We start from the raw sequence: 21821 nt of genomic DNA on the forward strand, positions 1-21821 counted from the left end.
TTGATTCTGTGGCATGCAAAGACGTGGATGCCCGGCACAAGGCCGGGCATGACAATTGAGAGGTACTGCGAGGGCTCTTAAAACGCCGCCATCTTGCACGTCGTCGGCAGTGCGGTGTCGGCTGCCTTGACCACGCCGGCCGTCTTCCAGCCCCAGCCGGTCTTCTCTTCGTCGAACTTCATGCCGCTTTCCAGCGGCCCGAAGGAAACGACATACAAATCCTGCAGCACCTGATGGTCGCTCGCACGCATGGTCGCCGTACTGCCATACATCGTGGCGCGTGTCGCACCGCTCAGCGCCGCCGCCAGCGCCTTCGGCTCGGCACTTTTGGTCTTCACCACGGCATCATGCAGCATGTCCATCAGCAGGCGGGCGCGCGGCACGTTGAAGCTGCCGCCGAAACGCGCGCGATAGTCGGCATCCAGGCTGTCACGCATCTGCATGTTGGAATGCCCTTCGATCACCGCAAACACTTTATGGGCAAGCCCGGTCTGGCGCACCGCCGTCGGACTGCCGATGCCGCTGGCGTAATAGGTATACCAGCCGGCCTGCAGGTTGGCGTCGGCCGCTGATCTGAGCAGCAGCGCGAGGTCATTGCCCCAGTTTCCCGTGATGACACTATCTGCTCCGCTGGCCTTGATCTTCGCCACGTATGGCGAAAAATCGTTGACCTTGGCGAGCGGATGCAGCTCGTCGCCGACGATCTCGATATCGGGGCGATGCTGCTTCAGCATGCCCAGCGCTGCGGCACGCACCGCCTGGCCGAAGGAGTAATCCTGGTTGATCAGGTAGACGCGCTTGATCTGCGGCTGCGTGGCGATGAATTTCACCAGCGCCAGCATCTTCATGTCGGCATGGGCATCGAAGCGGAAATGCGCCGGGCTGCATTTGTCGTTGGTCAGNNGAATTCGTTCAGCGCGCCGGCGGCAGCGGACGAATTTCCGGCAATGAAAATGCGAATGCCGGCATCGATCGCCTTCTGTGCCTGGATGATGGCCTCCTGCGCATTCAGCTTGTTGTCGAAGCCGGTGATCTCGTAGTGCGCCTCCCTGCCGTTCAGGCGCTCGCCCATGACACGCAGATGGTTCAGCGCATTCTCGGTGACGGCGGCGGCCGGGCCTGACAGCGGATCGATGAAGGCGATACGCACGGGGACTTGCGCCAAAGCCGGAGAAAGATGAGCAGCGGCAGCGGCGAAAAGCACAGCGGCAAAAGCGAGAATACGCATCATGCACTCCAGTGAAAGCGAGGCTGGGCGCAAGGTAAGAAAAACCTGTCGTGTTACAAGATGCAGCGCGGAAGAATACCGTCAGTACACGCTCAACCCAGAGCGGCGATTTCTCACATTGTCATGGCCGGAACAAGTCCGGCCATGACGCCGTGGGGTGGGGCAACTTAAGCCCCGCGCGGATCGAACCGGAACCACGACATCAGGTAAGGGCGACCTTCGGAGCAGAGCAGCCACCGCTCGTTGTCGTTGATGATCTTCAGCTCGGCGAAGGGCGACAGGTCGCGGGCACCGGTGACGAAGCGCAGCGCGGTATGTGTCGGCGCCGCCTGCTGCAGCAGGCGTTCGATCTTCTGCTGGATATCGGGATACCATTCATGGATCTCGATGATCACGGTGGATTTCGCAAAAGCCTGGAAAGTCTCAGCAGTGACGATATCGAATTCGGCGCCCTCGATATCAATCAGCAGCAGCGCATCTTCCAGATCCGCCGCGGCAATCTCCCGGAAGAAATCCGGCTTCGCCTCGCCCAGGACGGTGACGCGGTCCTGCAGGCCGTTTAGCGCCGTGTTGCGTGCAATCACCTCGCGGCCCTTCTCGGTGATCTCGAAACAGTAGGATTTCTCGAACAGCTCGCCGACCAGCACGCCGAGGCCGTAATAGCCGTCGGCCGCGCCGAGATCGATGAAGGTGCGGCGCTTGCGGTCCAGCCCGGTCAGCTGACTGAGGATTTCCTGCTCGTAGAGTCCGAGGATCATGCCGCCAAGATCGGCCGAACCCCAATGGGCGTCCTCGACCAGCTTAAGTCCTTTGAAGGGTCCATGGCCGATGGTGTTGCCATACTGCAGCCGGATCCGTTCCGACAGGTTGCGCCGGGCATGTGCAATGGCGATGCCGAGCAGCTCGGGATGCTGCTGCGCCATGTGGTTGAAGGTGACGCGCAGCGTATCGGCGTGGGTCGGAGCGGTGCTCATGGGGTCCTTCTGTATCACGGAATGGCGTATGACTAATCCTAAACTGTCATGGCCGGGCTTGTCCCGGCCATCCACGCCTTGCTTTTATGGGGATTGCCGGAGAAAAAGCGGCCGACCACTTCAAGGGTCGACCGCTTGCGGAATTTAAGACGTGGATGGCCGGGACAAGCCCGGCCATGACACATGGTCGTTGATCAGCGGGCGTTGTAAGCAGCCAAGGCCGCCAGATTGACGATGTCGCTGACGCTGGCGCCCATCTGTGCGATCTGCACCGGCTTTTCCAGGCCGATCAGCAGCGGACCGATCACGGTGCCGCCGCCGAGATCCTGCATCAGCTGCGTCGACAGCAGTGCCGAGTGAAGCCCCGGCATGATCAGCACATTGGCCGGACCCGACAGGCGGCAGAAGGGATAGAGCTTCATCAGCTCGGCATCCAGCGCGACGCGGGCATTCAGCTCGCCGTCATATTCGAAATCGACCTTGTGGCCGCCGGACTCGAGTGCATCGAGTTCCATCACCGCCTGGCGCACGGTTTCCACCACACCGCCCGGCGCGTTGCCGAAATTGGAATGCGACAGCAGCGCCACGCGCGGTTCGGCGCCGAGCTGACGCGCGGCGCGCGCGGCATGGATGGCGATCTGGCAGAGATCGTTCGCCGTCGGCGTTTCGGTCACCGAGGTATCGGCGACAAAAACAGTCCGTCCCTTGGCGACGATGATGCTGAGGCCCATCACGCGCTGGCCGCGCTGGGCATCGATCGCCATGCGGATGCCGTCGTAGGAGACCGAGTAGGTGCGGGTTACCCCGGTGATCATCGCGTCGGCATGGCCGCGCGCCACCATGCAGGCACCGAAGACATTGCGGTCGAGATTGACATAGCGCTGCGCATCGCGATGCAGCAGGCCGCGGCGCTGGTGCCGCCGGTAGACGAAGTCGGTATATTCCGCGTTATGCTCGCTGATGCGGGCATTGTGGATCTCGCAGCCGTCCAGGCTGGCCAGGCCAATCGCCTTCATGGTGGCTTCGATCCGCTCGCTGCGGCCGATCAGGATCGGCGTGCCGTAACCCGCCGCCCTGAACTCCAATGCAGCGCGAATGACGGTTTCTTCCTCGCCCTCGGCGAAGACGACGCGCCGCGGATTCTGCACCACCTGGTCGAAGAAGATCTGCAGCGAACCGACGGTGGGGTTGAGCCGCGCCCGCAGCCTGGCGGCATAGGCCGCCCAGTCGGTGATCGGCTTGCGTGCCACGCCGGATTTCACCGCGGCCTTGGCAACGGCCAGCGGCACGTCGACGATCAGGCGCGGATCGAAGGGCGAGGGGATGATATAGCCCGGACCGTATTTCGGCCGGTCGCCTTTATAGGCGGCCGCCACTTCATCGGGCACGTCCTGGCGCGCCAGCATGGCAATCGCCTCGGCGGCGGCGATCTTCATCTCGTCGTTGATCGTGCTGGCGCGGACGTCCAGCGCGCCGCGGAAGATGTAGGGGAAGCCCAGCACGTTGTTGACCTGGTTCGGGTAATCCGAACGGCCGGTGGCCATGATCACGTCGCCGCGTGTGGCCAGCGCGTCTTCCGGGGTGATTTCCGGATCCGGATTGGCCATCGCGAAGACGATCGGGTTGGCTGCCATCGAGCGCAGCATGTCCGGCGTCACCGCGCCCTTGGCCGACAGGCCGAAGAACACATCGGCGCCCCTCATGGCGTCTTCCAGCGTGCGCGCATCGGTTTTCACGGCATGCGCCGACTTCCACTGGTTCATGCCATCGGTGCGGCCCTGATAGACCACGCCCTTGGTGTCGCAGAGGATGACATTGTCATGCCGCATCCCCATCGCCTTCATCAGTTCGGTGCAGGCGATGCCGGCGGCGCCCGCGCCGTTCACCACCATTCTGGCATCCTTGATGTCGCGGCCGGTCAGCTGCAGCGCATTGATCATGCCGGCGGCGGCGATGATGGCCGTGCCATGCTGGTCGTCATGGAAGATCGGAATGTCCATCAGTTCGCGCAGGCGCTGCTCGATCACGAAGCATTCCGGCGCCTTGATGTCTTCCAGGTTGATGCCGCCGAACGTGGGCCCGAGATAACGCACGCAATTGACGAATTCGTCGACATTCTCGGTATCGACCTCAAGATCGACGCAGTCCACATCGGCGAAGCGCTTGAACAGCACCGCCTTGCCTTCCATCACCGGCTTGCCGGCGAGCGCGCCGAGATTCCCTAGGCCGAGCACCGCCGTGCCGTTCGAGATCACCGCCACCATGTTGCCGCGCGAGGTATAGTCGTAAGCGGTGTCGGGATTCTTCTGGATTTCCAGGCAGGGCGCGGCGACACCGGGGCTGTAGGCCAGGCTGAGGTCGCGGGTGGTCGCCATCGGTTTGGTCGGCACCACTTCCAGCTTGCCGGGCTGGCCCATCTTGTGGAATTCGAGGGCGTCGTCGTAGAGGGACGGGCTTTTCGAGTCGCTCATTTTTCTCTGCGGTTTTCCGGTTTTGATGCGCGAGGAATTTCGCTCCCGTCCGCATCATAAGGCCAAGGCCGGAGGGGTTAAAAGGGCCGTCGCCTGTGGTATGTCTGCGGCCTTCCCGATTTCACATCCGAGTCGCGCCTTAATCCTCGCCGGCATGAACAAACCCGAACTCAATTTACCGCCCGGTACCTCCCCCCTGATGGCTCAGTATCTGGGCATCAAGGCGGCTTATCCCGACTGCCTGCTGTTCTTCCGGATGGGCGATTTCTACGAGCTTTTCTTCGAGGACGCGGTCAAGGCGGCCCGGGCGCTGGATATCGCGCTGACCAAGCGCGGCGAGTATGACGGCCAGCCGGTTCCGCTCTGCGGCGTACCGTTCCACGCCGCCGACGCCTATCTCTCCCGCCTGATCCGCCAGGGTTTCAAGGTGGGCGTCTGCGAACAGGTCGAAGATCCCGCAGAAGCGAAGAAGCGCGGCTCCAAGACGGTGGTGAAGCGGGATGTCGTCCGTGTGGTGACGCCCGGCACCATCACCGAAGACAGCCTGCTCGATGCGCGCCGCAACAATTACCTTGCTGCACTTGCACAAAGCGGAGGCAGCGACGGCCAGCTCGCACTCGCCTGGCTTGATCTTTCCACCGGCGAATTCGGCCTGACCGAGACGACACAGGCCGGTCTCGGCGCCGATCTGGCGCGGGTCAGTCCGCGCGAACTGGTGCTGCCCGAAGGCATGCTGGCCAAGCCGGAGCTGCGCGTGATCTTCGAACAGCTCGACGTGGCGCTCTCGCCGCTGCCCTCCGCGCGCTTCGACAGCCAGGCCGGCGAACGGCGGCTGAAGGCCGCGCTGGGCGTGTCGGCGCTGGATGCTTTCGGCGCCTTCAGTCGCGCCGAATTCTGCGCCGCCGGGGCGCTGCTCGATTATGTCGACCTGACGCAATGCGGCAAGCTGCCCCGGCTCGATCCGCCGGTGAAGCAGCCGCCGCTCAGCGTCATGGCGATCGATCCGGCCACGCGGCGCAACCTCGAACTGGTGGAAACCACCGCGGGCCAGCGCGCCGGCGCGCTGCTCGACTGTATCGATGCGACACTGACCGGTGCCGGCGCACGCCTGCTTGCCCAGAGACTGCAGGCACCGCTGACCGACCCGCGGGCCATCGCCGCGCGGCATGATGCGGTCGCCGTGCTGGTCGATACCACGCGGCTGCGCGCGGATATCCGTGCAGCGCTGGCGAAAGTGCCGGATCTGTCGCGTGCGCTGTCGCGCGTCTCATTGGGCCGCGGCGGTCCGCGCGATCTCTCGTCCTTACGCGATGGCCTGACCCAGGCCGGCGAACTGCGCCGGCGGCTTGCCGGCGAAAGCGGCTTGCCGGCGGAACTCGCCGGTCTTCGCGATGCGCTCGGCGATCATGCCGTGCTGGTGCAGGCGCTGGCCGAAGCGCTGGCCGACGAACTGCCGCTGCTGCAGCGCGACGGCAACTTCGTGCGCGGCGGCTATCATGCGCCGCTGGACGAGCTGCGCGTGCTGCGCGACGAAAGCCGCCGCCATATCGCACAGCTTCAGGAGCGCTACGCGCAGGACACGGGCATCAGCGGTCTGAAAATCCGGCACAACAACGTGCTGGGCTATTATATCGAAGTCACGCCGACGCATATGTCGAAGATGGACACGGCGATCTACATCCATCGCCAGACCATGGCGAATGCCGTGCGCTATGCCACGCCGGAACTCGGCGAACTGGAAAGCAAGATCAGCCAGGCGGCCGACCGCGCGCTCGCCATGGAGCTGGAAATCTTCGACCGGCTGTGCAGCGAAGTGCTGGGCTGTGCGCAGGCCGTCACGCGCGCCGCCAATGCGCTGGCCGCGCTGGACGTGGCATCTGCTCTGGCCGAACTCGCCGTGCAGCGCCGCTGGGTGCGGCCGCAGATCGACGACAGTCTGCGGTTCTGCATCACCGGTGGCCGCCATCCGGTGGTGGAAACCGCGCTGGAGCGTGCCGGCCAGGGCGAGCGGTTTGTCGCGAATGACTGCGATCTGTCGGAAGGCCAGAAGCTCTGGCTGCTCACCGGTCCGAACATGGCCGGTAAATCCACCTTCCTGCGCCAGAATGCGCTGATCGCCGTGCTGGCCCAGATGGGCAGCTTTGTGCCGGCGATGAAGGCCGAACTCGGCGTGGTCGACAGATTATTCTCGCGCGTCGGCGCGGCCGACGATCTGGCGCGCGGTCGCTCGACTTTCATGGTCGAGATGGTGGAGACTGCCGCCATCCTGCATCAGTCAGGCTCACGCGCGCTCGTCATCCTCGACGAGATCGGTCGCGGCACGGCGACGTTTGACGGCCTGTCGATTGCCTGGGCGGTGGTGGAATACCTGCATGAAAAGAACCGCTGCCGCGGTCTGTTCGCCACGCATTACCACGAACTCACGGCTTTGGCGGAAAAGCTGCCGCAGCTCAGCAACCATACGCTGAAGGTGAAGGAGTGGGAGGGCGAACTGGTCTTCCTGCACGAGGTCGGACCCGGCGCGGCGGATCGCAGTTACGGCATCCAGGTGGCGAAGCTTGCCGGGTTGCCGCCTGATGTGCTCTCGCGTGCCTCGGACGTTCTGCATGCGCTGGAGCAGTCGGATCAGACCGGCAAGTCGGCCAAGATCGTCGACGACCTGCCGCTGTTCTCGCTGGCGGCACCGAAGGCCGCCGCTGTTGTGCAGGCACCGTCTGAAGTGGAAGGCGCGCTGAAGAAAGCCGATATCGACGCGCTGTCGCCGAAACAGGCGCTCGACCTGCTGTATCAGCTCAAGGCGCTGATCAAGACTTAAGACGTGGATGGCCGGAACAAGTCCGGCCATGACAAATATATGTGTGTCATGCCCGGGCTTGTCCCGGGCATCTACGCCTCCCTCATTCCCCATTCCTATCCATCTTGCCGTGGCTGTGCAGGAACTGCAGCACCTGCACGCCCTGCGGCAGTTCGACCAGGAATTCCGCGTCGCGCTCCAGATGATGGATCCTGCGCGGATCGGGTCCGGCGAAGCGCGACATCGCTTCCACCGATTCCCAATATGAGATGGTGATGAATTCGGTCTCGGTCTCGCGATCCTCGCGCAGCAGCTGCACGCCCTGCGCCTTCTGCTCCAGCGGCCTGATGCCGTGTTCATAGAGGTAGCTGGCGTATTCCTCGGCGCGCTCGCGTTTCACCCGGCCGCGCCAGATGCGCGCCACGGTGGGGAACAGGGCAGGACGTCCTTCGGCCATGGCTTTTCTCCCTTTTCGGTAAGAAATGCCGCAGCGCCAGTTTGGTTCACCAGTTTGGCTGAATTGCCTATGGTTTCAGATGTGTGGCGAAAAACGCCAGCATGCGCTTTGGGGCATCCGCGGCAGCCTCGGGGCTGTAGCCCATGGAATACCCGCGGCTCGCTTTGAGGCAGGACTGCAGCTCAGCGATGCTGAATGGGCGCTCGCGGCCATCGGGATCGATGAAGCGGAGGCGGCTGCCGAAATCCGTCACCGGGCATTGGCGCGCATTAACGTGATGGGGGTGGAAGGCCGGTCGCACCGCCGGATTCTCCCAGGCGTGATAGGCGTCCGCGTACCAGTGCGACTGCCAGCGCAAGCCGGGTTCGCCGGCGCGTGCGATGGCATCGATCCGCTCGCATTTCTCGCGCGGGGTGGTTTCGTCCTTGCCGCCATAAAGCTTCAGCATCGGTGCGCCGGTGGTCACGGGCCCGCCATCATTGGAAAACACATTGGCGCAGGGCGCATAGAATGGCACATGGGCCGCGAATTTCAGATCGCTGTTGCCCAGCACCTTGCGGCGCACGAATTCGTAAGCCGAGTGTTCCGAGGTGATGCCGCCCATAGAAAGTCCCATGATGCCGATCCGGGCCGGATCGATCGCCGGATGTGTCGCAGCCAGCTTGAGCGCCAGCAATGCATCGGAAACCGGCGTGATCGGGCTGATCGCGCCAGGCACGTCGGCGGCGCGCTTGATGCCGCGCGGCCCGAAATGATCGAGCCCCAGCACGGCATAGCCGGCCTTCAGCAGTGGCTTGACGTAGACGCCTTCCGAGCCGTCTTTCCAGCCGCCGATGGAATGTCCGATCATCACGGCGGCCACGCGGCCATCGCGCGCCGTGGGCGACGGCATCGACGGCAGCCATATGGTCACCGACGCCTGGCCCGATTGCGCCTCGCCGCTGCGGAACGCGCCGTAATGCTCATAGGTCGGGGCGTCGAAGGTGAACGTGCCCGTACTGGCGGCGCTGAAGGGCTGTGCGGCAGCCGGTCCGGCCGCGCAGAATATGATCAGACCTGCCGCAACGCTGCTCCGCATGATGGCCCTCCGTGCAGTTCGGTGCAGTTTAACATCGCCCGATGGAGGCGCGATCAGGATTTGTCGAACAGGCTTTTCAGCGCCAACCACGGTGCGATATCCCAGTAGCGCACGCCGCTGCCCGAGGTCGACGGCAACACGAACAGCCGGGTCGGCCCGATGCGCTGCGGCTGCAGGCCATAGGCCGGCGGGCCTTTCAGGCCGAAGCTTTCGTTCAAAAACACCTGCGCCGGGCGCTTGGCGGTAAAGGCGAGGATCGCCGGGCGGTAGTGCTCGATCTTGGCGGCCAGTCCGGCGACATCGTCATGCGCGGCCGACAGCACGTCGTCATTGCCGGACTGCGTCTTGTTGAGGTCGGTCAGCCCGATGCCGAGGTCGAGCAGCGCAGGATATTCCGTCGGCGCGAAGCGGCGCGGCGTCAGGCCGACGTCATGCAGCACCGGCCAGAATTTGTTGCCCGGTTTGGCGTAATAGGCTTTCGCCTGCGCAGACGCCACGCCCAGCGCCGAGCCGCAGAACACCAGCTTCAGGCCGGCCTGCAGCAGATCTGGAATGATGTAGGTATGGTCGGCCATGCAATGCTCAAACGCTGTTTATGGCGGTGAATCCCCGGAAACATCCTGCATAGTCTGCTGAAAAACATTCGCCTTGTATTGGCCGCATTAAAAGTCTAGGGTCCGCGCATCGACATTTTTTGGCCGGACCTTCTGGCTGTCCGCCTCGGCTTTGCCAGGCGCATATTCTGACTTTCTCTCCAAAAAAATCGAAAACCGGGTGCGGGTCGCGGCCATGCTGCGACGCGCATCCTTTTGTGCATCAAAACCAAAGGATATTCCCATGCAAACGGGTATCGTCAAATTCTACAATTCCACAAAGGGCTTCGGTTTCATTCAGCCGGATGACGGCGGCAAGGACGTGTTCGTGCATGCCAGCGCGCTGGAACGCGCCGGCATGAGCGGCCTGTCGGAAGGCCAGAAGGTGTCGTTCGACACCGAGAACGACGCCCGCTCGGGCAAGGTTGCCGTGCGCACCGTGCAGGCCGCCTGATCGACTGACCAGGTTCAGTCCAGGGCGCGGTCATCTTCGCCTACCGGAACGCGGGGGCTGTTGCGCCGCAACGCGCGACAGGCCCGCTTCGGGGTCGAAGACAATGCCGCGCCCGCGCGCTCCGGCCTGCCGCGTCCTGTGGCGCGGCGGCCGGATGCGCTGCGGCCGCCGGCTGGAACGTCAGCCGGTGAGCCCAGCTTGGCCGCGTGCAGTCACGCCGTGGCCACGGGCCGATGCGGGCGGCAGGCCTATCCTTGCGCCATCCGTAACCGAGCCATCCCCAGTAGGCTATCCCCAGTGAGGCCATCCCCAATAGGTCATCCGCAGTGAGGGGAGCGCAGCAATGCAGAACTCCACGCTTGCGATTGCCCGCAACCATACGGGCACGCCACCGCCATCGGTCTGGTCCGCCGGCTGGCGCCGCCTGCGCCGCTGGGCACTGGCGCAATTGCCGCCCGCGCTGCAGGACCTCAAGTTCACCCGCTATTACCTGAAATACGGCGAGCCGGAATTACGGCTGGTGCCGCTGCTCTGCCATCCCCTGCGCGACGCCATCGATATCGGCGCCAACGAAGGCATGTACACGCATCTGATGCGGCGNNACCGGCACGCTCTATACGCCGCTCTATGGCGACACGGCCGTGTATGGCCTGTCCAGCCTGCAGGCCGACATGCCGCAGCTGCATCCGGCCTGCACCACGCAGCCGGTGCGCCTGGTGCGGCTGGACGATGTCTATGCCGGCAACGTCGGCTGCATCAAGATCGACGTCGAAGGTCATGAACTGGCCGTGCTGCGCGGTGCGCAGCAGACCATCGCGCGCTACAAGCCGAATCTGCTGATCGAGACAGAGGAGAATATTGCGCCTGGCGCACTGGCCGGGATCGACGCGATGCTTCGGCCGCTCGGCTATGCCGGCTATTACCTCTATCACGACCAGTTGCGCGACCTGACCGCCTTCAACGCCTTCGCGCTGCAGGATCCGCGCAACATTGCCGGTTTCCGCCCCGGCCTGCGACGCAGCGATTTTCCCGATTTCGTCAGCAACTTCATCTTCATCGCCGCCAGCGACCTCAAACTGCAGCGTGCGCTGGCGAAGGCAGCGGCAAGGCGCTGACCCGCTTGTCTCCAGACTGGCCGCGGCCTAGGGTTCCGCATCATGGAGACCAGCGCACTATTCGACTGCCAGAGCTGCGGTGCCTGCTGCGCCTATTCGCGCTTCTGGCCGCGCTTCTCGCTGGAATCCGAGGAAGAGATCGCGCGCATTCCCGCAGACTTCGTCGACGATGAGAATGGCTGCATGCGCAGTGTCGACGACCGCTGCACGGCGCTCGACGGCAGGCTCGGCGCGCATGTCGCCTGTCGTGTCTATGAGGTGCGGCCGATCGTGTGCCGCGACTGCCAGCCCGGCGACGCGGAATGCCTGACGGCAAGGAAGCGGTTCGGGTTTCCGGTTTAACCTTAATCGTCGTCCCCGGGCTTGACCCGAGGACCTGCGCCACCTGCATGAGACCCTCGGGACAGGCCCGAGGGGGGTGATTTGTGTGTGGGTGGCATTCGATAATAAAACCTCGTCGTTCCCGCGAAAGCGGGAACCCAGGCTTGTAAAAAAACTGGATCCCCGCTTTCGCGGGGATGACGGCTTCTGTTTTGCATCGGCAAGACGCGCACGAAAAATAAAGACCGTCATCCGCGGGCTTGTCCCGAGGATGACGGTCATGGCATGCGGGATGGGGCAGATGGATGCCCGGCACAAGGCCGGGCATGACGGTTTTTCTTGAAACGCCCGCCCCGCCTACAAGCTCTTGCCGTCGAATTTCACCGGCGTGACGGCATCCACATCGAAACCGTCCAGGCAGCGCACGTTGATCGCCACCATGCGGTCGCCGGTCGGCGCGGTGCCGGTACCGAAGGAGTGGATGCCGCAGGTCTTGCAGAACAGGTGATGGATGTTGTGCGTGTTGAACTGGTAATCGCTCACCGCATCCTTGCCGGCCTGCAGCTTGAAATCGTCAGCCGGCACGAAGCAGAGCAGCGAGCCCTTCCTGGAGCAGATCGAGCAGTTGCAGGAGATCACCGGCGGATTGAGGTCGGTCACCACCGAATAGCGCACCGCGCCGCAATGGCAGCCGCCCTGATAGGTCCGCTTCTCGCTCATGATCTCTCTCCCGCTGGATAAGCTGATTAACCTAAAGGTTATATACGGCCTTGCCGGTCAGGTGGCAACCATCGGCTTGCTATTTCCATCAATATGTACTATATATGTTCCTATATTGCAAGATCAAAAGCCGTTTGAACACTATTGTATTCGATATGCCGCGTTAAGCCGGCTTATGCTCCAGCGAACACCCACGACGCCGAACGAAGCGAAACGAGCATCAAACGAACCGAAACGAACGCCAACGAACACCAACGAAGCGCGACGAACCAAAACGAACCTCCACGAAGCGCGACGATCACCCTCCCGCCCGGCCCGCCGCCTGGTCTAGGCTGGGGTGTCCGTCCGTCCCGCCCGTCAGCATGAGAGTCCGTCCCGCATGAGCGCCCAGCAGTCGATCCCGGAAACGATCCCCGAGACCCCCACTTTCGTCACCCATCTCGAATGCGGCATGACCGGCGAACGGCTGCCGGCCGACCGGCTGCACAATCTTTCGCCCAAGGGCTTTCCCATTCTGGTGCGCTACGACCTTGAGGGCGTGAAGAAGACGCTGACGAAAGACAAGATCGCGGCGCGGGCGCCGAACTGGTGGCGCTATCGCGAGCTGCTGCCGGTGCGCAAGACCGAGAACGTCGTCTCGCTCGGTGAGGTGATGACGCCGCTGATCACGCTGCCGCGTCTGGCGAAGCAGCATGGTGCGACCGGTGAGATCATCGTCAAGGACGAGGGCCGGCTGCCGACCGGGTCGTTCAAGGCGCGCGGGCTGGCGCTGGCCGTCTGCATGGCCAAGGAACTCGGCGTGACGAAGATGGCGATGCCGACCAACGGCAATGCCGGTGCCGCACTGGCGGCTTACGCGAGCCGCGCCGGCATCGAGACGGTGGTGTTCTGCCCCGACGACACGCCGCAGGTGAACATGAACGAGATCGCGCTGCAGGGCGCGCGGCTCTACAAGGTCAACGGCCTGATCAACGACTGCGGCAAACTCGTCGGCGCCGGCAAGGAAGCCGCCGGCTGGTTCGATACCTCCACCCTGAAGGAGCCGTATCGTATCGAAGGCAAGAAGACGATGGGTCTGGAACTGGCCGAACAGCTCGGCTGGGAACTGCCCGATGCGATTTTTTATCCCACCGGCGGCGGCACGGGTCTCATTGGCATGTGGAAGGCCTTCGAGGAACTGGAGGCCATCGGCTTCATCGGCAAAAAGCGCCCGAAGATGATCGCGGTGCAGGCCGCCGGCTGCGCCCCCATTGTGCGCGCCTTCGAGGGCAACGAGCGCCATGCCAAGCTGTGGGAGAACGCGCATACGGTGGCCGCCGGCATCCGCGTGCCGGCTGCGATCGGCGACTTCCTCATCCTGGATGCCGTGCGCAATTCCAGCGGTTTCGCCATGGCTGTGGAGGACTCAGCTATTACCGCGGCATTAGATGAAGTGGCCCGGGAAGAAGGCTTCCTGATGTGCCCCGAGGGTGCTGCCACCTATGCGGCCTGGAAACAGTCGCTGGCTGATGGTCGCGTGAAGAAGAGCGACCGCGTGGTGCTGTGGAACTGCGCGGCGGGACTGAAATATCCGATGGCCGATGGCGGCGCGCCGCTCGACCGCCACGGCGCGATCGACTACGCGAAACTCTGATCATGGCGGACTGACCATGGCAGCACCGGCCGACGGAATCAGAAATGTGCGCTACGCGCAGCTCGATTCCGTCGACCGGCTTTCGCATCCGCTGCTGCGCCGCCTGCATGACGAATGGCTGGCCGCCATCCCGGCCGGCCTGCCCGGATATGATTTCATCGACCCGCACAGGCTGCGCTACCTGCTCGGCTATCTGCTGGTGATCGGCGTCGTGCGCGGCGTGCAGGATTCGATGCGGTTCCATTACCGGCTGATCGGCAGCGATCTGGTGGCGCGGGTCGGCCGCGACGTCACCGGCCTGTGGATGGACGAGCATCCCGATCCGGAAGTGGCGCGGGACGGTCCGCCCGCCTGCCGCCTGGCAGCCGAAACCGGCCAGCCGGTGCATATCACCGCGCAGCGCGTGATCTTCGACAAGCGCTATCCGCTCGAATATCTGCTGCTGCCGCTGGCCAATGCCGGCGGCAGCATCGACCGGCTGCTGATCGCGCAGCTTTATCCACCCGATGCGCCGCGCCTGCCCTATGGCGGCGGCAGCCCGCAGGAGGTGGCATGAGCTTCACCAGCAGCGGCAGCAACTTCACGCTCCTGTCCGGCGACGAGGAATTGCAGACCTTACGGCTGAACCGGCTGTATCGCGACTGGCGCCAAGCCACGCATGGCAGCCTGCTGCCGGGCCGCGAATTCCTCGACCCCGCGCGTTTCGGCTATCTCGATGGCATGCTGCTGGTGGTCGATGTCGAGGACTGCGAGGGCGATCATTGCCGCTACCGCTATCGGAGCGCCGGCCGGCATTTCGTCGAGGCGCTCAAGGTCGATCCCTCCGGCACCTATATGGACCAGCATCCGGAAGCCGAGTTCGCCGTGCAGGCGATGCGGGCCTGCGATCTGGTGGTGAAATCGCGGCGGCCGATCCATGCCCGCGCCGACCGCGTCATCGAGGGCCATCCGTTCCGCATCGAATTCCTGCTGCTGCCGCTGGCCGAACATACCGATGCGGTCAGCACGATCCTGATCGCGCAGCTGTTCACGCCGGCTGGCGCATGAAATAGATCAGGTCGAGTTCCGGCGGGCTGACGCCGGCATGGGACAAAAGGCCATGCACCTGGCCGCGGTGATGCGTCTGGTGGTTGAAAAAATGCATCAGCGGCGGAAACAGCGGATCGGTGAAGCACTGGCCCGCCATGTTGGCGTAAGAGAACGTGTCGTTCAGCTTCGCGTCGTCGAGCTGATCGCAGAAGGCGACGATCTCCTCGTCCTTGGCGGCGCGGGCGACGCGCAGGCTGGAAAGATCTGCGTGCAGGATCATGTCGAGCCGGGTCAGATGCGCCGGCACGTTGCCGGTGAAGCGGCCGAGCCAGATGCTGTCGCCGACCAGCAGGTGGTTCAGCGTGGCATGGATCGAGCCGAAGAAGCTCGGGCGCTGCGCATGATAATCGGCGGGCGCCAGCTGCGCGCAGGCGTCGTAGATGCGTTGGTTGGCCCAGCGGTTATAGCGGCCGAAGCGGCGAACATGGTCGGTGAGTATGGTTTGGGGCATGGCCGCAGTCTAGGCGCACCCGCATAGTGGATGAAGCGCGGAATTGTCCCGCTGCAATGGAGGGGTTTTCAAGACCCTCACCCCGCACGGGCTGCGAAAGTTCCACTGGAGCTTTCGCAGCCCGTGCGCCTCTCCCGCAAGCGGGAGAGGGAGCAAAGAAAATCCCTCGCCCACGAGAGTGGGAGAGGGAGGGGCCCGCGTAGCGGGAGGGTGAGGGCATGCATGAAAAGCAAACGGCCCGCCGGGTGAGGGCGGGCCGTCGGTATCTAGGAGGTGATGAGAGCGATTACCACTCCGTCAGCACCGGCTCCATCTTGGCCTTGGTCAGCGCATCGGCGCGGGCCTTCTGCCAGGCCTTCATGAAGGCGGCATCGTCGGCATGGCTGCCCTTCTTATGCCCAGCCCAGGCATCGGCCAGCACCTTCTGGCGCGCGACCAGGGCTTCGTTCGCCTTGTCGTATTCCGGCTTCCAGACCTTGATCTCCTTGAAATACTTGATGGCGCCCTCATGCACCGGCACGACCCAGTCGAAGACTTGGCGCTTGATGTCCCAGCCGCCATTGCCCGGCGCGGCCGCCTTGTATTCCGGGAAGAGTTCGACCATCGCCTTGGTCATGGCATAGACCATGCCCGCATCGGCATTCGAATAGGTCATCAGCACCGGATAGGGATAGGTCGCGGCCTCCACCGTCTTGGTGGCGCTCAGCTCCGGACCTTCCGCGCCCATGAAGGGCACAAAGAACGGCGCCTTCGACTTCAGGCGTGCCCAGCCGGCCTTGTCGCTGTGCGGCACGGTCGGATACTGGATGCCGCGCGGGCTGGAGGCCAGCTGATAGGCCGGGCCCGAGATCGACGAGCCGAAGGCGGCATCCACCTGGCCCGAGATCATGCCCTGCATGGCTTGGCCGAAGCCGCCGAATTCCACCTTCTGCACATCGTTCCAGGTCAGGTTGGCGAAATGCATCAGCGCGGTGATGTTCTGGTTCAGCGACGGCGCACCGATCACCCAGGCGACCCGCTTGCCCTTCAGGTCGGCCATGGTTTTGATATTGGCGTCTTTCGCCGTCATGATGGTGAGCAGCGCATCGGAATTGTTCAGCAGCAGCGACCGCACCGGCTGCGGACCCCAGTCCTTGGCGCCGAATTCGTAGACCGCTTCCTGCGCCATGTAGGTGCCGCCGACACCGTTGGCGGAGAAGGGCACCTTGCCGTCGCGCAGCGGCACGGTGCGCGACACGTCATTCTTGCCGGGCAGCACGCGCAGCGTGATGTTCATCTTGTTCTTCAGCGCATTGCCGATCGCGACGGCCTGGTTGTAGCCGCCGGAGCCGACGTCATAGGCCGTCCAGGTCAGCTGGTCGGGCAGCTTCTGCGCGAAAGCCGATGTTGCAAGCGCGAGCCCGGCAACGGCGCCGAGCAGGCCGTAAGTGTAATGACGCATTGTAGGTTTCCTCCTGTTTTATGCTTTGTTTATGCGGTGAGTGTCTCTTGCTTTGCCAGTTTCAGCAACAGGAAAGCGCCGAGGGCCAGGCCTGCGCCGATCACCGCGAGCGTTGTGTTGCTGACGGGAATGAGATTGCCGCCGGGTGCGGCCAGCGCGAAGCCGCCGATGGCGAGCATAATGCGCGCGAGCAGGCGCAGCGGCGAACCGTCCAGCCGGCCGGCACCGATCAGCCAGCCCTGGATCGCGGCTGCGATCAACCCCACGCCGATGAAGGCCGTGACGATCACCGAGATCACGTCGAGCGGCTCGCCCTTCAGGATCAGTGCCGGATTGAGTGCAAAGAAGAACGGCACGATGTAGATCACCGCACCGAGCCGCACCGCCTGGAAGCCGATCTTGAACGGCGAGGTGCGCGCCAATGGCGCCGCGGCGAAAGTGGCGAGCGCCACCGGCGGCGTAATGAAGGAGATCATGCCCCAGTACATGATGAAGAGATGCACGGCGAGCGGATCGAGCCCGGCCTTGACCAGCGGCGGCGCCAGCACGATGGCGAGGAAGATGTAGCAGGCTGTCACCGTCATCCCCATGCCGAAGATGAAGCTGGTGATGGCGCCCATCAGCAGCAGCACGATCGGCTTGTCGCCGGCGATGTAGACCAGGTCGTTGGCCAGTGTGCCGGCGAGGCCCGTCACCGAGAAAGCGCCAATGATGAAGCCGACGCCGGCCAGGATCGCCACCAGTTCGGCCAGCGCGCGGCCGGTGGCCAGCAGCAGGTCGACGAAGGCGGTCCAGGTCAGGCGGCTTTTCGGCAGGATCTGGTTGATCACCAGCAGCAGCCCGGTGGCGATGAAGGGCGCCATGGCTTCCTGCTGTTCGTTGATCATCAGATAGACCAGCACGCCGAAAACGAAGATATAGAGCCAGCCGTCTTTCAGCGTTTGTTTCAGCGAGGGCAGTTCTTCCTGCTTCATGCCGCGCAAGCCGAGGCGCGCGGCATAGGCATCGATCTGCATGGCAAGGCCGAAATAGAACAGCAGCGCCGGCACGGCGGCGGCCAGCGCGATCTCGCCATAGGAGATGCCGAGGAAGCTCGCCATCACGAAAGCGGTCGAGCCCATCACCGGCGGCATCAGCACGGCGCCGGTCGAGGCCACCGCTTCGACACCGCCGGCATAGTCGGCGCGGAAGCCGGTGCGCTTCATCGCCGGAATGGTGACGACGCCGGACGAGATCACGTTGGAGATCACGCTGCCCGAGATCGAGCCCTGCAAAGCCGAGGAGATCACGCCGACCTGTGCCGCGCCGCCGCGCCAGCGGCCGACCAGCGCAAAAGCCACGTCGTTGAAAAACTTGCCGCCGCCGGTGTGGTTCAGCGCCACGCCGAAGACGATGAAGCCGATCACGATCTCGCCGAACGCCCGCATCGGGATGCCGAAGGCGCTCTCGGCCGACACGATGTGATAGGCCAGCGTGTCGGTCAGCGGCTGGTCGATGCCGTTCAGCGGGCTGGGCAGCTTGCCGGCCACCACGGGATAGAGCGAGACGATGGTGACGATGATGAAGATCGCCGTGCCGCCGGTGCGGCGCAGCGCTTCCAGGATCAGCACCCAGAGCACGGCGCCGAGGATTTTTGCCGTCGGCGGCGCGGAGAATTCCCAGCCTTCGCCGAGGATGGTTTCCGCCTTCCAGCTGAACCAGAACAACGCGGCCATTGTGGCGAGGCACAAAGCCACGTCGATGCCGAGCCAGACAGTCGAGCGCGCCGCTTTCGGGTGCCAGGGATAGGCGAGGAAGACCAGCGGCAGGGTGGCGACCGCCAGCAGGAAGAGATAGCGGTTCTCGACCAGGGTAATGCCGAACAGATGCAGGTTGAACTGCTGGTTCAGCACCAGCACCATGGTCAGCAGGGTGAGGATGCCAAAGGCGGCCTGCAGCCAGACCGGCAGGATGCGGTAGGCCAGTTCCTCGACCATGCGGTCGGCGGGTGACAGGTCGCCGGCAGTCAGGGCGGACTCGGTCTCGGCGCGAACGCCGGTGTCGGCACCATCAGTGCCGGCAGCCTTCTGCATACTCTCGGTCCTCCCTACGCCGGCTTATGCTGCCGGTCGGATTGTCGGACCGGCAGTCTAGGGGAGAGCGCGGGAGGGGATCAACCTGTACCACGCCGGACCACCGAGACAGCGGCGCGCGGCACAGGTGCGTCTCGATACTCTGCCTTCAGACGGCGGGTTTGTCGTCCGGATAATCGCGCAGCGAGATCGACGGCTGCCAGAAGGGCTGCGCGGCTTCGAAGGCGGCAGCGCCGGGCGAGATACCGGCATCGCGCAACGACCGCGGATCCACCGACATCAGTTCCAGCCGCTGGCGGCTGCGCTGCCGCCAGGTGGCGAAAGCTGTCGCCATCGCGGGCACCACAAGCCGCCACCACGGCTGGTCGAGGCCATCGAAGACGGCCGGATTACTGACACCGTCGAGCCAGCCGAGTTCGGCCTTGCTCGGGGCGGCGGGCGCCTTGCTACCGAGCCAGGCCGGCCGCTCGCCGGTCGGCTGCAGCCGCCGGGCGTGCTGCATTGCATCAGAACGGTCGTGCTTTTTTAGCAGGATCTGGTGGGCGAAGGGGACCGGGATGGTGGTGGTCATGGGAGGCTCTTTTTGTTGGGGTCTGGGAGACTGACTGAAACCTAACGCGGACTGATGTCAAAAACCGTCAGTGCTACCTGCTCAGTGCAGGGCCGCAGCGCGTTCGATCAGGCTGCGGAAACTCGCTTCGGCGCGTTGGACCGCGGCGCCATCGCGCAGCAGCCGGCGGTAATAGTTCATCGCCAGGAAGATGCCCTGCAGATCATAGGCGAACTGGCGCGGGTCGAGATCGGCGCGGAAATGGCCTTCCTGGATGGCGATCTGCGCGCTGCGCATCATCATCGCCTGCCACTGGGTCTGCAGCTCGGCGAGGTGGTCGCGCACCGGGCCTGGCTTGTCATCGACTTCGCTGGCCAGCGCCACGAACAGGCAACCGCCGGGCAGGTCTTCGTGATTGATGCTCCAGGCGAGCCAGGAGCTGAACAGGATTTCGATGCGCGGACGGCCGCGCGGGGCTTTCATGGCGGGTTGCCAGACCGCCTCCATGAAGCGGCGGGCGGCCTCGTCCAGCAGGGTCTTTTCCAGCTCTTCCTTCGAGCCGAAATGCGCAAAAAGGCCGGATTTCGACATCTTCAGCCGGTCGGCCAGCATGCCGATGGAAATCCCCTGGAAGCCTTCGACGCTGGCGGCGCGGAGGGCCTCGGTGAGGATGATGGCGCGAGTCTGCTGTCCCTTGCTCATAGGGATACTTTACGAACGGTCGTTCGGAAGGGCAAGCGAAAACCCGTCGCCGGGTGTGACGGGTGCTACAAACCGCGCCGGAAAGGCCCAATCCAGCCCGATCCCCGGCTTGTGAACGCAGGGATCGGCCGGTCCGGGCGTAGACTCTGGCAGTTCAAAATTGGGGAGCCCTGATGAAAACCCGCCGCGCCATGCTGTTCGCCGCCCTGCCGCTCACGCTGGCCGGGGCCGCCGTCGCCCAGTCTTCGCGCCGTGACCCGACACCGGCCGGCGGCGACCACCCTGCCGGCCCGACGCCGGCTCAGACCGAAGGCCCGTATTTCACCCCGAACTCGCCGTTGCGCGCGGGCCTCTATGAGCCCGGTATGGATGGCACGCGCCTGCGGGTGGGGGGCCTCGTGCTCGATCCGTCCTGCCGGCCGTTGGGCAATGTGCTGGTCGATCTGTGGCAGGCCGATGCACAGGGCCGCTACGACAATGCCGGCTATCGCCTGCGCGGGCATCAGTTCACCGACGCGCAGGGCCGCTGGCAGTTCGAGACCATCGTGCCGGCGATCTATCCCGGCCGCACGCGGCATCTGCATGTGAAGCTGCAGGCGCCATACGGCAAGCTTCTCACCACGCAGCTCTATTTCCCCGGCGATACCGCCGGCAATGCACGCGACCGCATCTTCGACAAACGCCTGCTGATGAACACGGCCGGCGATGCCGAGCAGATGATCGCGCGGTACGATTTCGTGCTGGCGGGGTGAATAAGGCGCCATCCACTCCATGCCGTCATTCCCGCGAAAGCGGGAATCCAGAACTGCAGTTGGACTGGGCCTCTTCGCGTCGTGCTTCGCGCGATAGCATATGTATGGCGGCAAAGCCGTCGAATGCGGGGGCGACGATTTCATTCAATCGTCACCCTCGGGACAAGGCCGAGGATGACGGTTTGTGTGTAGGCTAAGTCCTCGCGGAATTGCCACGCTGACAATGCCGTGCTTGATTCCGCAGTGAGCGGCGCGCACCATGTCGCCATGATGGACCTCGCCACTTTGCTCACCTTCACCGCCGCTGCATTCGCGCTGGCGGCGACGCCCGGGCCTGACATGCTGCTGGTGATGTCGCGCAGCGTGGCGCAGGGGCGTGCCGCCGGTTTCGTCACGCTCGCCGGCATCTGCCTCGGCTGCTATTTCCACGCAGTCGTTGCCGGGCTTAGCTTAAGCGGCGTGCTGCTGCTGGCGCCGGTGATGTTCGAGATCATCCGCTGGGCCGGTGCCGCCTATCTGCTGTATCTCGCCGTGCAGGCGTTGCGCGGCGCCGGCGGATTCCAGCCGACAGCAAAAGACGGCGCCGCACCGCGCATTGCGCTGATGGCGCTGTTCCGCCAGGGCCTGCTCACCAACATGCTCAATCCGAAAGTGGCGCTGTTTTTCCTGGCGCTGTTTCCGCAATTCATGCGGCCCGATCCCGACACCGTGCTGGCGCAGGCGCTGATCCTCGCCAGCGTGCTGAATGTCGCCGGCGGTCTGGTCAATGGTGGAATCATCATGGCAGCCGGGCGCCTCGGCGAGTTGCTCTCGTCGCGCCCGGCTTTCGTACGCTGGCAGAACCGCCTGCTCGGCGGCGTGTTTGCCGCGCTGGCGCTTCGTTTGGCGTTTGACCGGCGCTGAAGCCAGCCCGCTGATATTTGGCG

At 64.1% G+C, this 21821-nt stretch carries 22 protein-coding genes; 9 read left to right on the forward strand and 13 right to left on the reverse strand.

Going from position 1 to position 21821, the window contains the following annotated elements; genetic code table 11:
- Positions 1-77: 77 nt before the first annotated feature.
- From CTR53_RS02210 to CTR53_RS02225, 4 genes are all read right to left on the reverse strand, one after another.
- On the reverse strand, positions 78-848 hold the full coding sequence (locus tag CTR53_RS02210) for an ABC transporter substrate-binding protein (RefSeq protein ID WP_367158930.1): 771 nt from the start codon (positions 846-848) through the stop codon (positions 78-80).
- Positions 849-898: 50 nt separating this feature from the next.
- Positions 899-1231 carry an ABC transporter substrate-binding protein gene (locus CTR53_RS02215; protein ID WP_290809214.1) on the reverse strand — a complete coding sequence of 111 codons (333 nt, stop codon included), beginning with the start codon at positions 1229-1231 and terminating at the stop codon, positions 899-901.
- 164 nt (positions 1232-1395) lie between these two features.
- Positions 1396-2202 (reverse strand): hypothetical protein, encoded by an 807-nt coding sequence (locus tag CTR53_RS02220; RefSeq protein ID WP_290809057.1) that lies wholly within the window; start codon positions 2200-2202, stop codon positions 1396-1398.
- A 194-nt stretch (positions 2203-2396) separates the two neighbouring features.
- Entirely contained in the window at positions 2397-4673 is a 2277-nt protein-coding gene (locus CTR53_RS02225; RefSeq protein WP_290809059.1) for an NADP-dependent malic enzyme, read from the reverse strand.
- A 199-nt stretch (positions 4674-4872) separates the two neighbouring features.
- Between CTR53_RS02225 and mutS the strand changes: the two genes are divergently transcribed.
- The gene (gene mutS, locus CTR53_RS02230; protein WP_367158931.1) at positions 4873-7488 is read left to right on the forward strand and encodes a DNA mismatch repair protein MutS; all 2616 of its coding nucleotides are present in this window, start codon (positions 4873-4875) and stop codon (positions 7486-7488) included.
- Positions 7489-7570: 82 nt separating this feature from the next.
- Here mutS and CTR53_RS02235 read toward each other — a convergent pair whose 3' ends face one another.
- The 3 genes from CTR53_RS02235 to CTR53_RS02245 all read right to left on the reverse strand — a co-directional run bounded on the left by CTR53_RS02235 (position 7571) and on the right by CTR53_RS02245 (position 9577).
- The gene (locus CTR53_RS02235; RefSeq protein ID WP_290809063.1) at positions 7571-7924 is read right to left on the reverse strand and encodes a hypothetical protein; all 354 of its coding nucleotides are present in this window, start codon (positions 7922-7924) and stop codon (positions 7571-7573) included.
- A 67-nt stretch (positions 7925-7991) separates the two neighbouring features.
- The gene (locus tag CTR53_RS02240; RefSeq protein ID WP_290809065.1) at positions 7992-9002 is read right to left on the reverse strand and encodes a dienelactone hydrolase family protein; all 1011 of its coding nucleotides are present in this window, start codon (positions 9000-9002) and stop codon (positions 7992-7994) included.
- Positions 9003-9055: 53 nt separating this feature from the next.
- Positions 9056-9577 (reverse strand): mismatch-specific DNA-glycosylase, encoded by a 522-nt coding sequence (locus tag CTR53_RS02245; RefSeq protein ID WP_290809067.1) that lies wholly within the window; start codon positions 9575-9577, stop codon positions 9056-9058.
- A gap of 262 nt (positions 9578-9839) precedes the next feature.
- Between CTR53_RS02245 and CTR53_RS02250 the strand changes: the two genes are divergently transcribed.
- From CTR53_RS02250 to CTR53_RS02260, 3 genes are all read left to right on the forward strand, one after another.
- Positions 9840-10049 (forward strand): cold-shock protein, encoded by a 210-nt coding sequence (locus tag CTR53_RS02250; protein WP_290809069.1) that lies wholly within the window; start codon positions 9840-9842, stop codon positions 10047-10049.
- Between the two features lie 641 nt (positions 10050-10690).
- Positions 10691-11164: an FkbM family methyltransferase gene (locus CTR53_RS02255; protein ID WP_290809071.1), complete on the forward strand. Its 474-nt coding sequence runs from the start codon at positions 10691-10693 to the stop codon at positions 11162-11164.
- Positions 11165-11206: 42 nt separating this feature from the next.
- Positions 11207-11506 carry a YkgJ family cysteine cluster protein gene (locus CTR53_RS02260; RefSeq protein WP_290809073.1) on the forward strand — a complete coding sequence of 100 codons (300 nt, stop codon included), beginning with the start codon at positions 11207-11209 and terminating at the stop codon, positions 11504-11506.
- 336 nt (positions 11507-11842) lie between these two features.
- On the opposite strand, the gene CTR53_RS02265 is transcribed toward CTR53_RS02260, so the two are convergent.
- Positions 11843-12205: a GFA family protein gene (locus CTR53_RS02265; protein WP_290809075.1), complete on the reverse strand. Its 363-nt coding sequence runs from the start codon at positions 12203-12205 to the stop codon at positions 11843-11845.
- A gap of 379 nt (positions 12206-12584) precedes the next feature.
- Between CTR53_RS02265 and CTR53_RS02270 the strand changes: the two genes are divergently transcribed.
- Genes CTR53_RS02270 through CTR53_RS02280 form a run of 3 tightly spaced genes read left to right on the forward strand, consistent with a single transcriptional unit; the run spans position 12585 to position 14885 of the window.
- A complete protein-coding gene (locus tag CTR53_RS02270) occupies positions 12585-13838 on the forward strand; it encodes a threonine synthase (protein ID WP_290809077.1) in 1254 nt (417 codons plus the stop codon).
- Positions 13839-13854: 16 nt separating this feature from the next.
- Positions 13855-14394, forward strand: coding sequence for a PAS domain-containing protein (locus CTR53_RS02275; RefSeq protein ID WP_290809079.1), 540 nt, complete (start codon positions 13855-13857; stop codon positions 14392-14394).
- A complete protein-coding gene (locus tag CTR53_RS02280; RefSeq protein ID WP_290809082.1) occupies positions 14391-14885 on the forward strand; it encodes a PAS domain-containing protein in 495 nt (164 codons plus the stop codon). Before CTR53_RS02275 ends, CTR53_RS02280 begins: the two co-directional genes overlap by 4 nt.
- Here CTR53_RS02280 and CTR53_RS02285 read toward each other — a convergent pair.
- The 5 genes from CTR53_RS02285 to CTR53_RS02305 form a co-directional block, all read right to left on the reverse strand.
- Positions 14866-15378, reverse strand: coding sequence for a DinB family protein (locus CTR53_RS02285; RefSeq protein ID WP_290809084.1), 513 nt, complete (start codon positions 15376-15378; stop codon positions 14866-14868). The two genes, CTR53_RS02280 and CTR53_RS02285, sit on opposite strands and share 20 nt — an antisense overlap.
- A 286-nt stretch (positions 15379-15664) precedes the next feature.
- A complete protein-coding gene (locus CTR53_RS02290) occupies positions 15665-16819 on the reverse strand; it encodes a TAXI family TRAP transporter solute-binding subunit (RefSeq protein ID WP_290809086.1) in 1155 nt (384 codons plus the stop codon).
- A 29-nt stretch (positions 16820-16848) separates the two neighbouring features.
- The gene (locus CTR53_RS02295) at positions 16849-18891 is read right to left on the reverse strand and encodes a TRAP transporter fused permease subunit (RefSeq protein ID WP_290809088.1); all 2043 of its coding nucleotides are present in this window, start codon (positions 18889-18891) and stop codon (positions 16849-16851) included.
- Between the two features lie 148 nt (positions 18892-19039).
- On the reverse strand, positions 19040-19462 hold the full coding sequence (locus CTR53_RS02300) for a DUF1127 domain-containing protein (RefSeq protein ID WP_290809090.1): 423 nt from the start codon (positions 19460-19462) through the stop codon (positions 19040-19042).
- Between the two features lie 81 nt (positions 19463-19543).
- On the reverse strand, positions 19544-20143 hold the full coding sequence (locus CTR53_RS02305) for a TetR/AcrR family transcriptional regulator (protein ID WP_290809092.1): 600 nt from the start codon (positions 20141-20143) through the stop codon (positions 19544-19546).
- Positions 20144-20316: 173 nt separating this feature from the next.
- Between CTR53_RS02305 and CTR53_RS02310 the strand changes: the two genes are divergently transcribed.
- Entirely contained in the window at positions 20317-20895 is a 579-nt protein-coding gene (locus CTR53_RS02310) for an intradiol ring-cleavage dioxygenase (protein WP_290809094.1), read from the forward strand.
- A gap of 228 nt (positions 20896-21123) precedes the next feature.
- Positions 21124-21798, forward strand: a complete 675-nt coding sequence (locus CTR53_RS02315) for a LysE family translocator (protein ID WP_290809096.1) — start codon at positions 21124-21126, stop codon at positions 21796-21798.
- The last annotated feature ends 23 nt before the right edge of the window (positions 21799-21821 follow it).

The sequence above is a fragment of the Ferrovibrio sp. genome (assembly GCF_002796975.1).
Lineage (GTDB): Bacteria > Pseudomonadota > Alphaproteobacteria > Ferrovibrionales > Ferrovibrionaceae > Ferrovibrio.

Excerpts from the sequence above, each read along its gene's own strand:
- CTR53_RS02285 (WP_290809084.1), bottom strand. The coding sequence starts at position 15,378 with ATGCCCCAAACCATACTCACCGACCATGTTCGCCGCTTCGGCCGCTAT.
- CTR53_RS02225 (WP_290809059.1), bottom strand. The coding sequence starts at position 4,673 with ATGAGCGACTCGAAAAGCCCGTCCCTCTACGACGACGCCCTCGAATTC.
- CTR53_RS02245 (WP_290809067.1), bottom strand. The coding sequence starts at position 9,577 with ATGGCCGACCATACCTACATCATTCCAGATCTGCTGCAGGCCGGCCTG.
- CTR53_RS02275 (WP_290809079.1), top strand. The coding sequence starts at position 13,855 with ATGGCAGCACCGGCCGACGGAATCAGAAATGTGCGCTACGCGCAGCTC.
- CTR53_RS02250 (WP_290809069.1), top strand. The coding sequence starts at position 9,840 with ATGCAAACGGGTATCGTCAAATTCTACAATTCCACAAAGGGCTTCGGT.
- CTR53_RS02305 (WP_290809092.1), bottom strand. The coding sequence starts at position 20,143 with ATGAGCAAGGGACAGCAGACTCGCGCCATCATCCTCACCGAGGCCCTC.
- CTR53_RS02295 (WP_290809088.1), bottom strand. The coding sequence starts at position 18,891 with ATGCAGAAGGCTGCCGGCACTGATGGTGCCGACACCGGCGTTCGCGCC.
- CTR53_RS02210 (WP_367158930.1), bottom strand. The coding sequence starts at position 848 with ATGAAGATGCTGGCGCTGGTGAAATTCATCGCCACGCAGCCGCAGATC.
- CTR53_RS02240 (WP_290809065.1), bottom strand. The coding sequence starts at position 9,002 with ATGCGGAGCAGCGTTGCGGCAGGTCTGATCATATTCTGCGCGGCCGGA.
- CTR53_RS02300 (WP_290809090.1), bottom strand. The coding sequence starts at position 19,462 with ATGACCACCACCATCCCGGTCCCCTTCGCCCACCAGATCCTGCTAAAA.
- CTR53_RS02290 (WP_290809086.1), bottom strand. The coding sequence starts at position 16,819 with ATGCGTCATTACACTTACGGCCTGCTCGGCGCCGTTGCCGGGCTCGCG.
- CTR53_RS02265 (WP_290809075.1), bottom strand. The coding sequence starts at position 12,205 with ATGAGCGAGAAGCGGACCTATCAGGGCGGCTGCCATTGCGGCGCGGTG.
- CTR53_RS02235 (WP_290809063.1), bottom strand. The coding sequence starts at position 7,924 with ATGGCCGAAGGACGTCCTGCCCTGTTCCCCACCGTGGCGCGCATCTGG.
- CTR53_RS02280 (WP_290809082.1), top strand. The coding sequence starts at position 14,391 with ATGAGCTTCACCAGCAGCGGCAGCAACTTCACGCTCCTGTCCGGCGAC.
- CTR53_RS02310 (WP_290809094.1), top strand. The coding sequence starts at position 20,317 with ATGAAAACCCGCCGCGCCATGCTGTTCGCCGCCCTGCCGCTCACGCTG.
- CTR53_RS02260 (WP_290809073.1), top strand. The coding sequence starts at position 11,207 with ATGGAGACCAGCGCACTATTCGACTGCCAGAGCTGCGGTGCCTGCTGC.
- CTR53_RS02270 (WP_290809077.1), top strand. The coding sequence starts at position 12,585 with ATGAGCGCCCAGCAGTCGATCCCGGAAACGATCCCCGAGACCCCCACT.
- CTR53_RS02220 (WP_290809057.1), bottom strand. The coding sequence starts at position 2,202 with ATGAGCACCGCTCCGACCCACGCCGATACGCTGCGCGTCACCTTCAAC.
- mutS (WP_367158931.1), top strand. The coding sequence starts at position 4,873 with ATGGCTCAGTATCTGGGCATCAAGGCGGCTTATCCCGACTGCCTGCTG.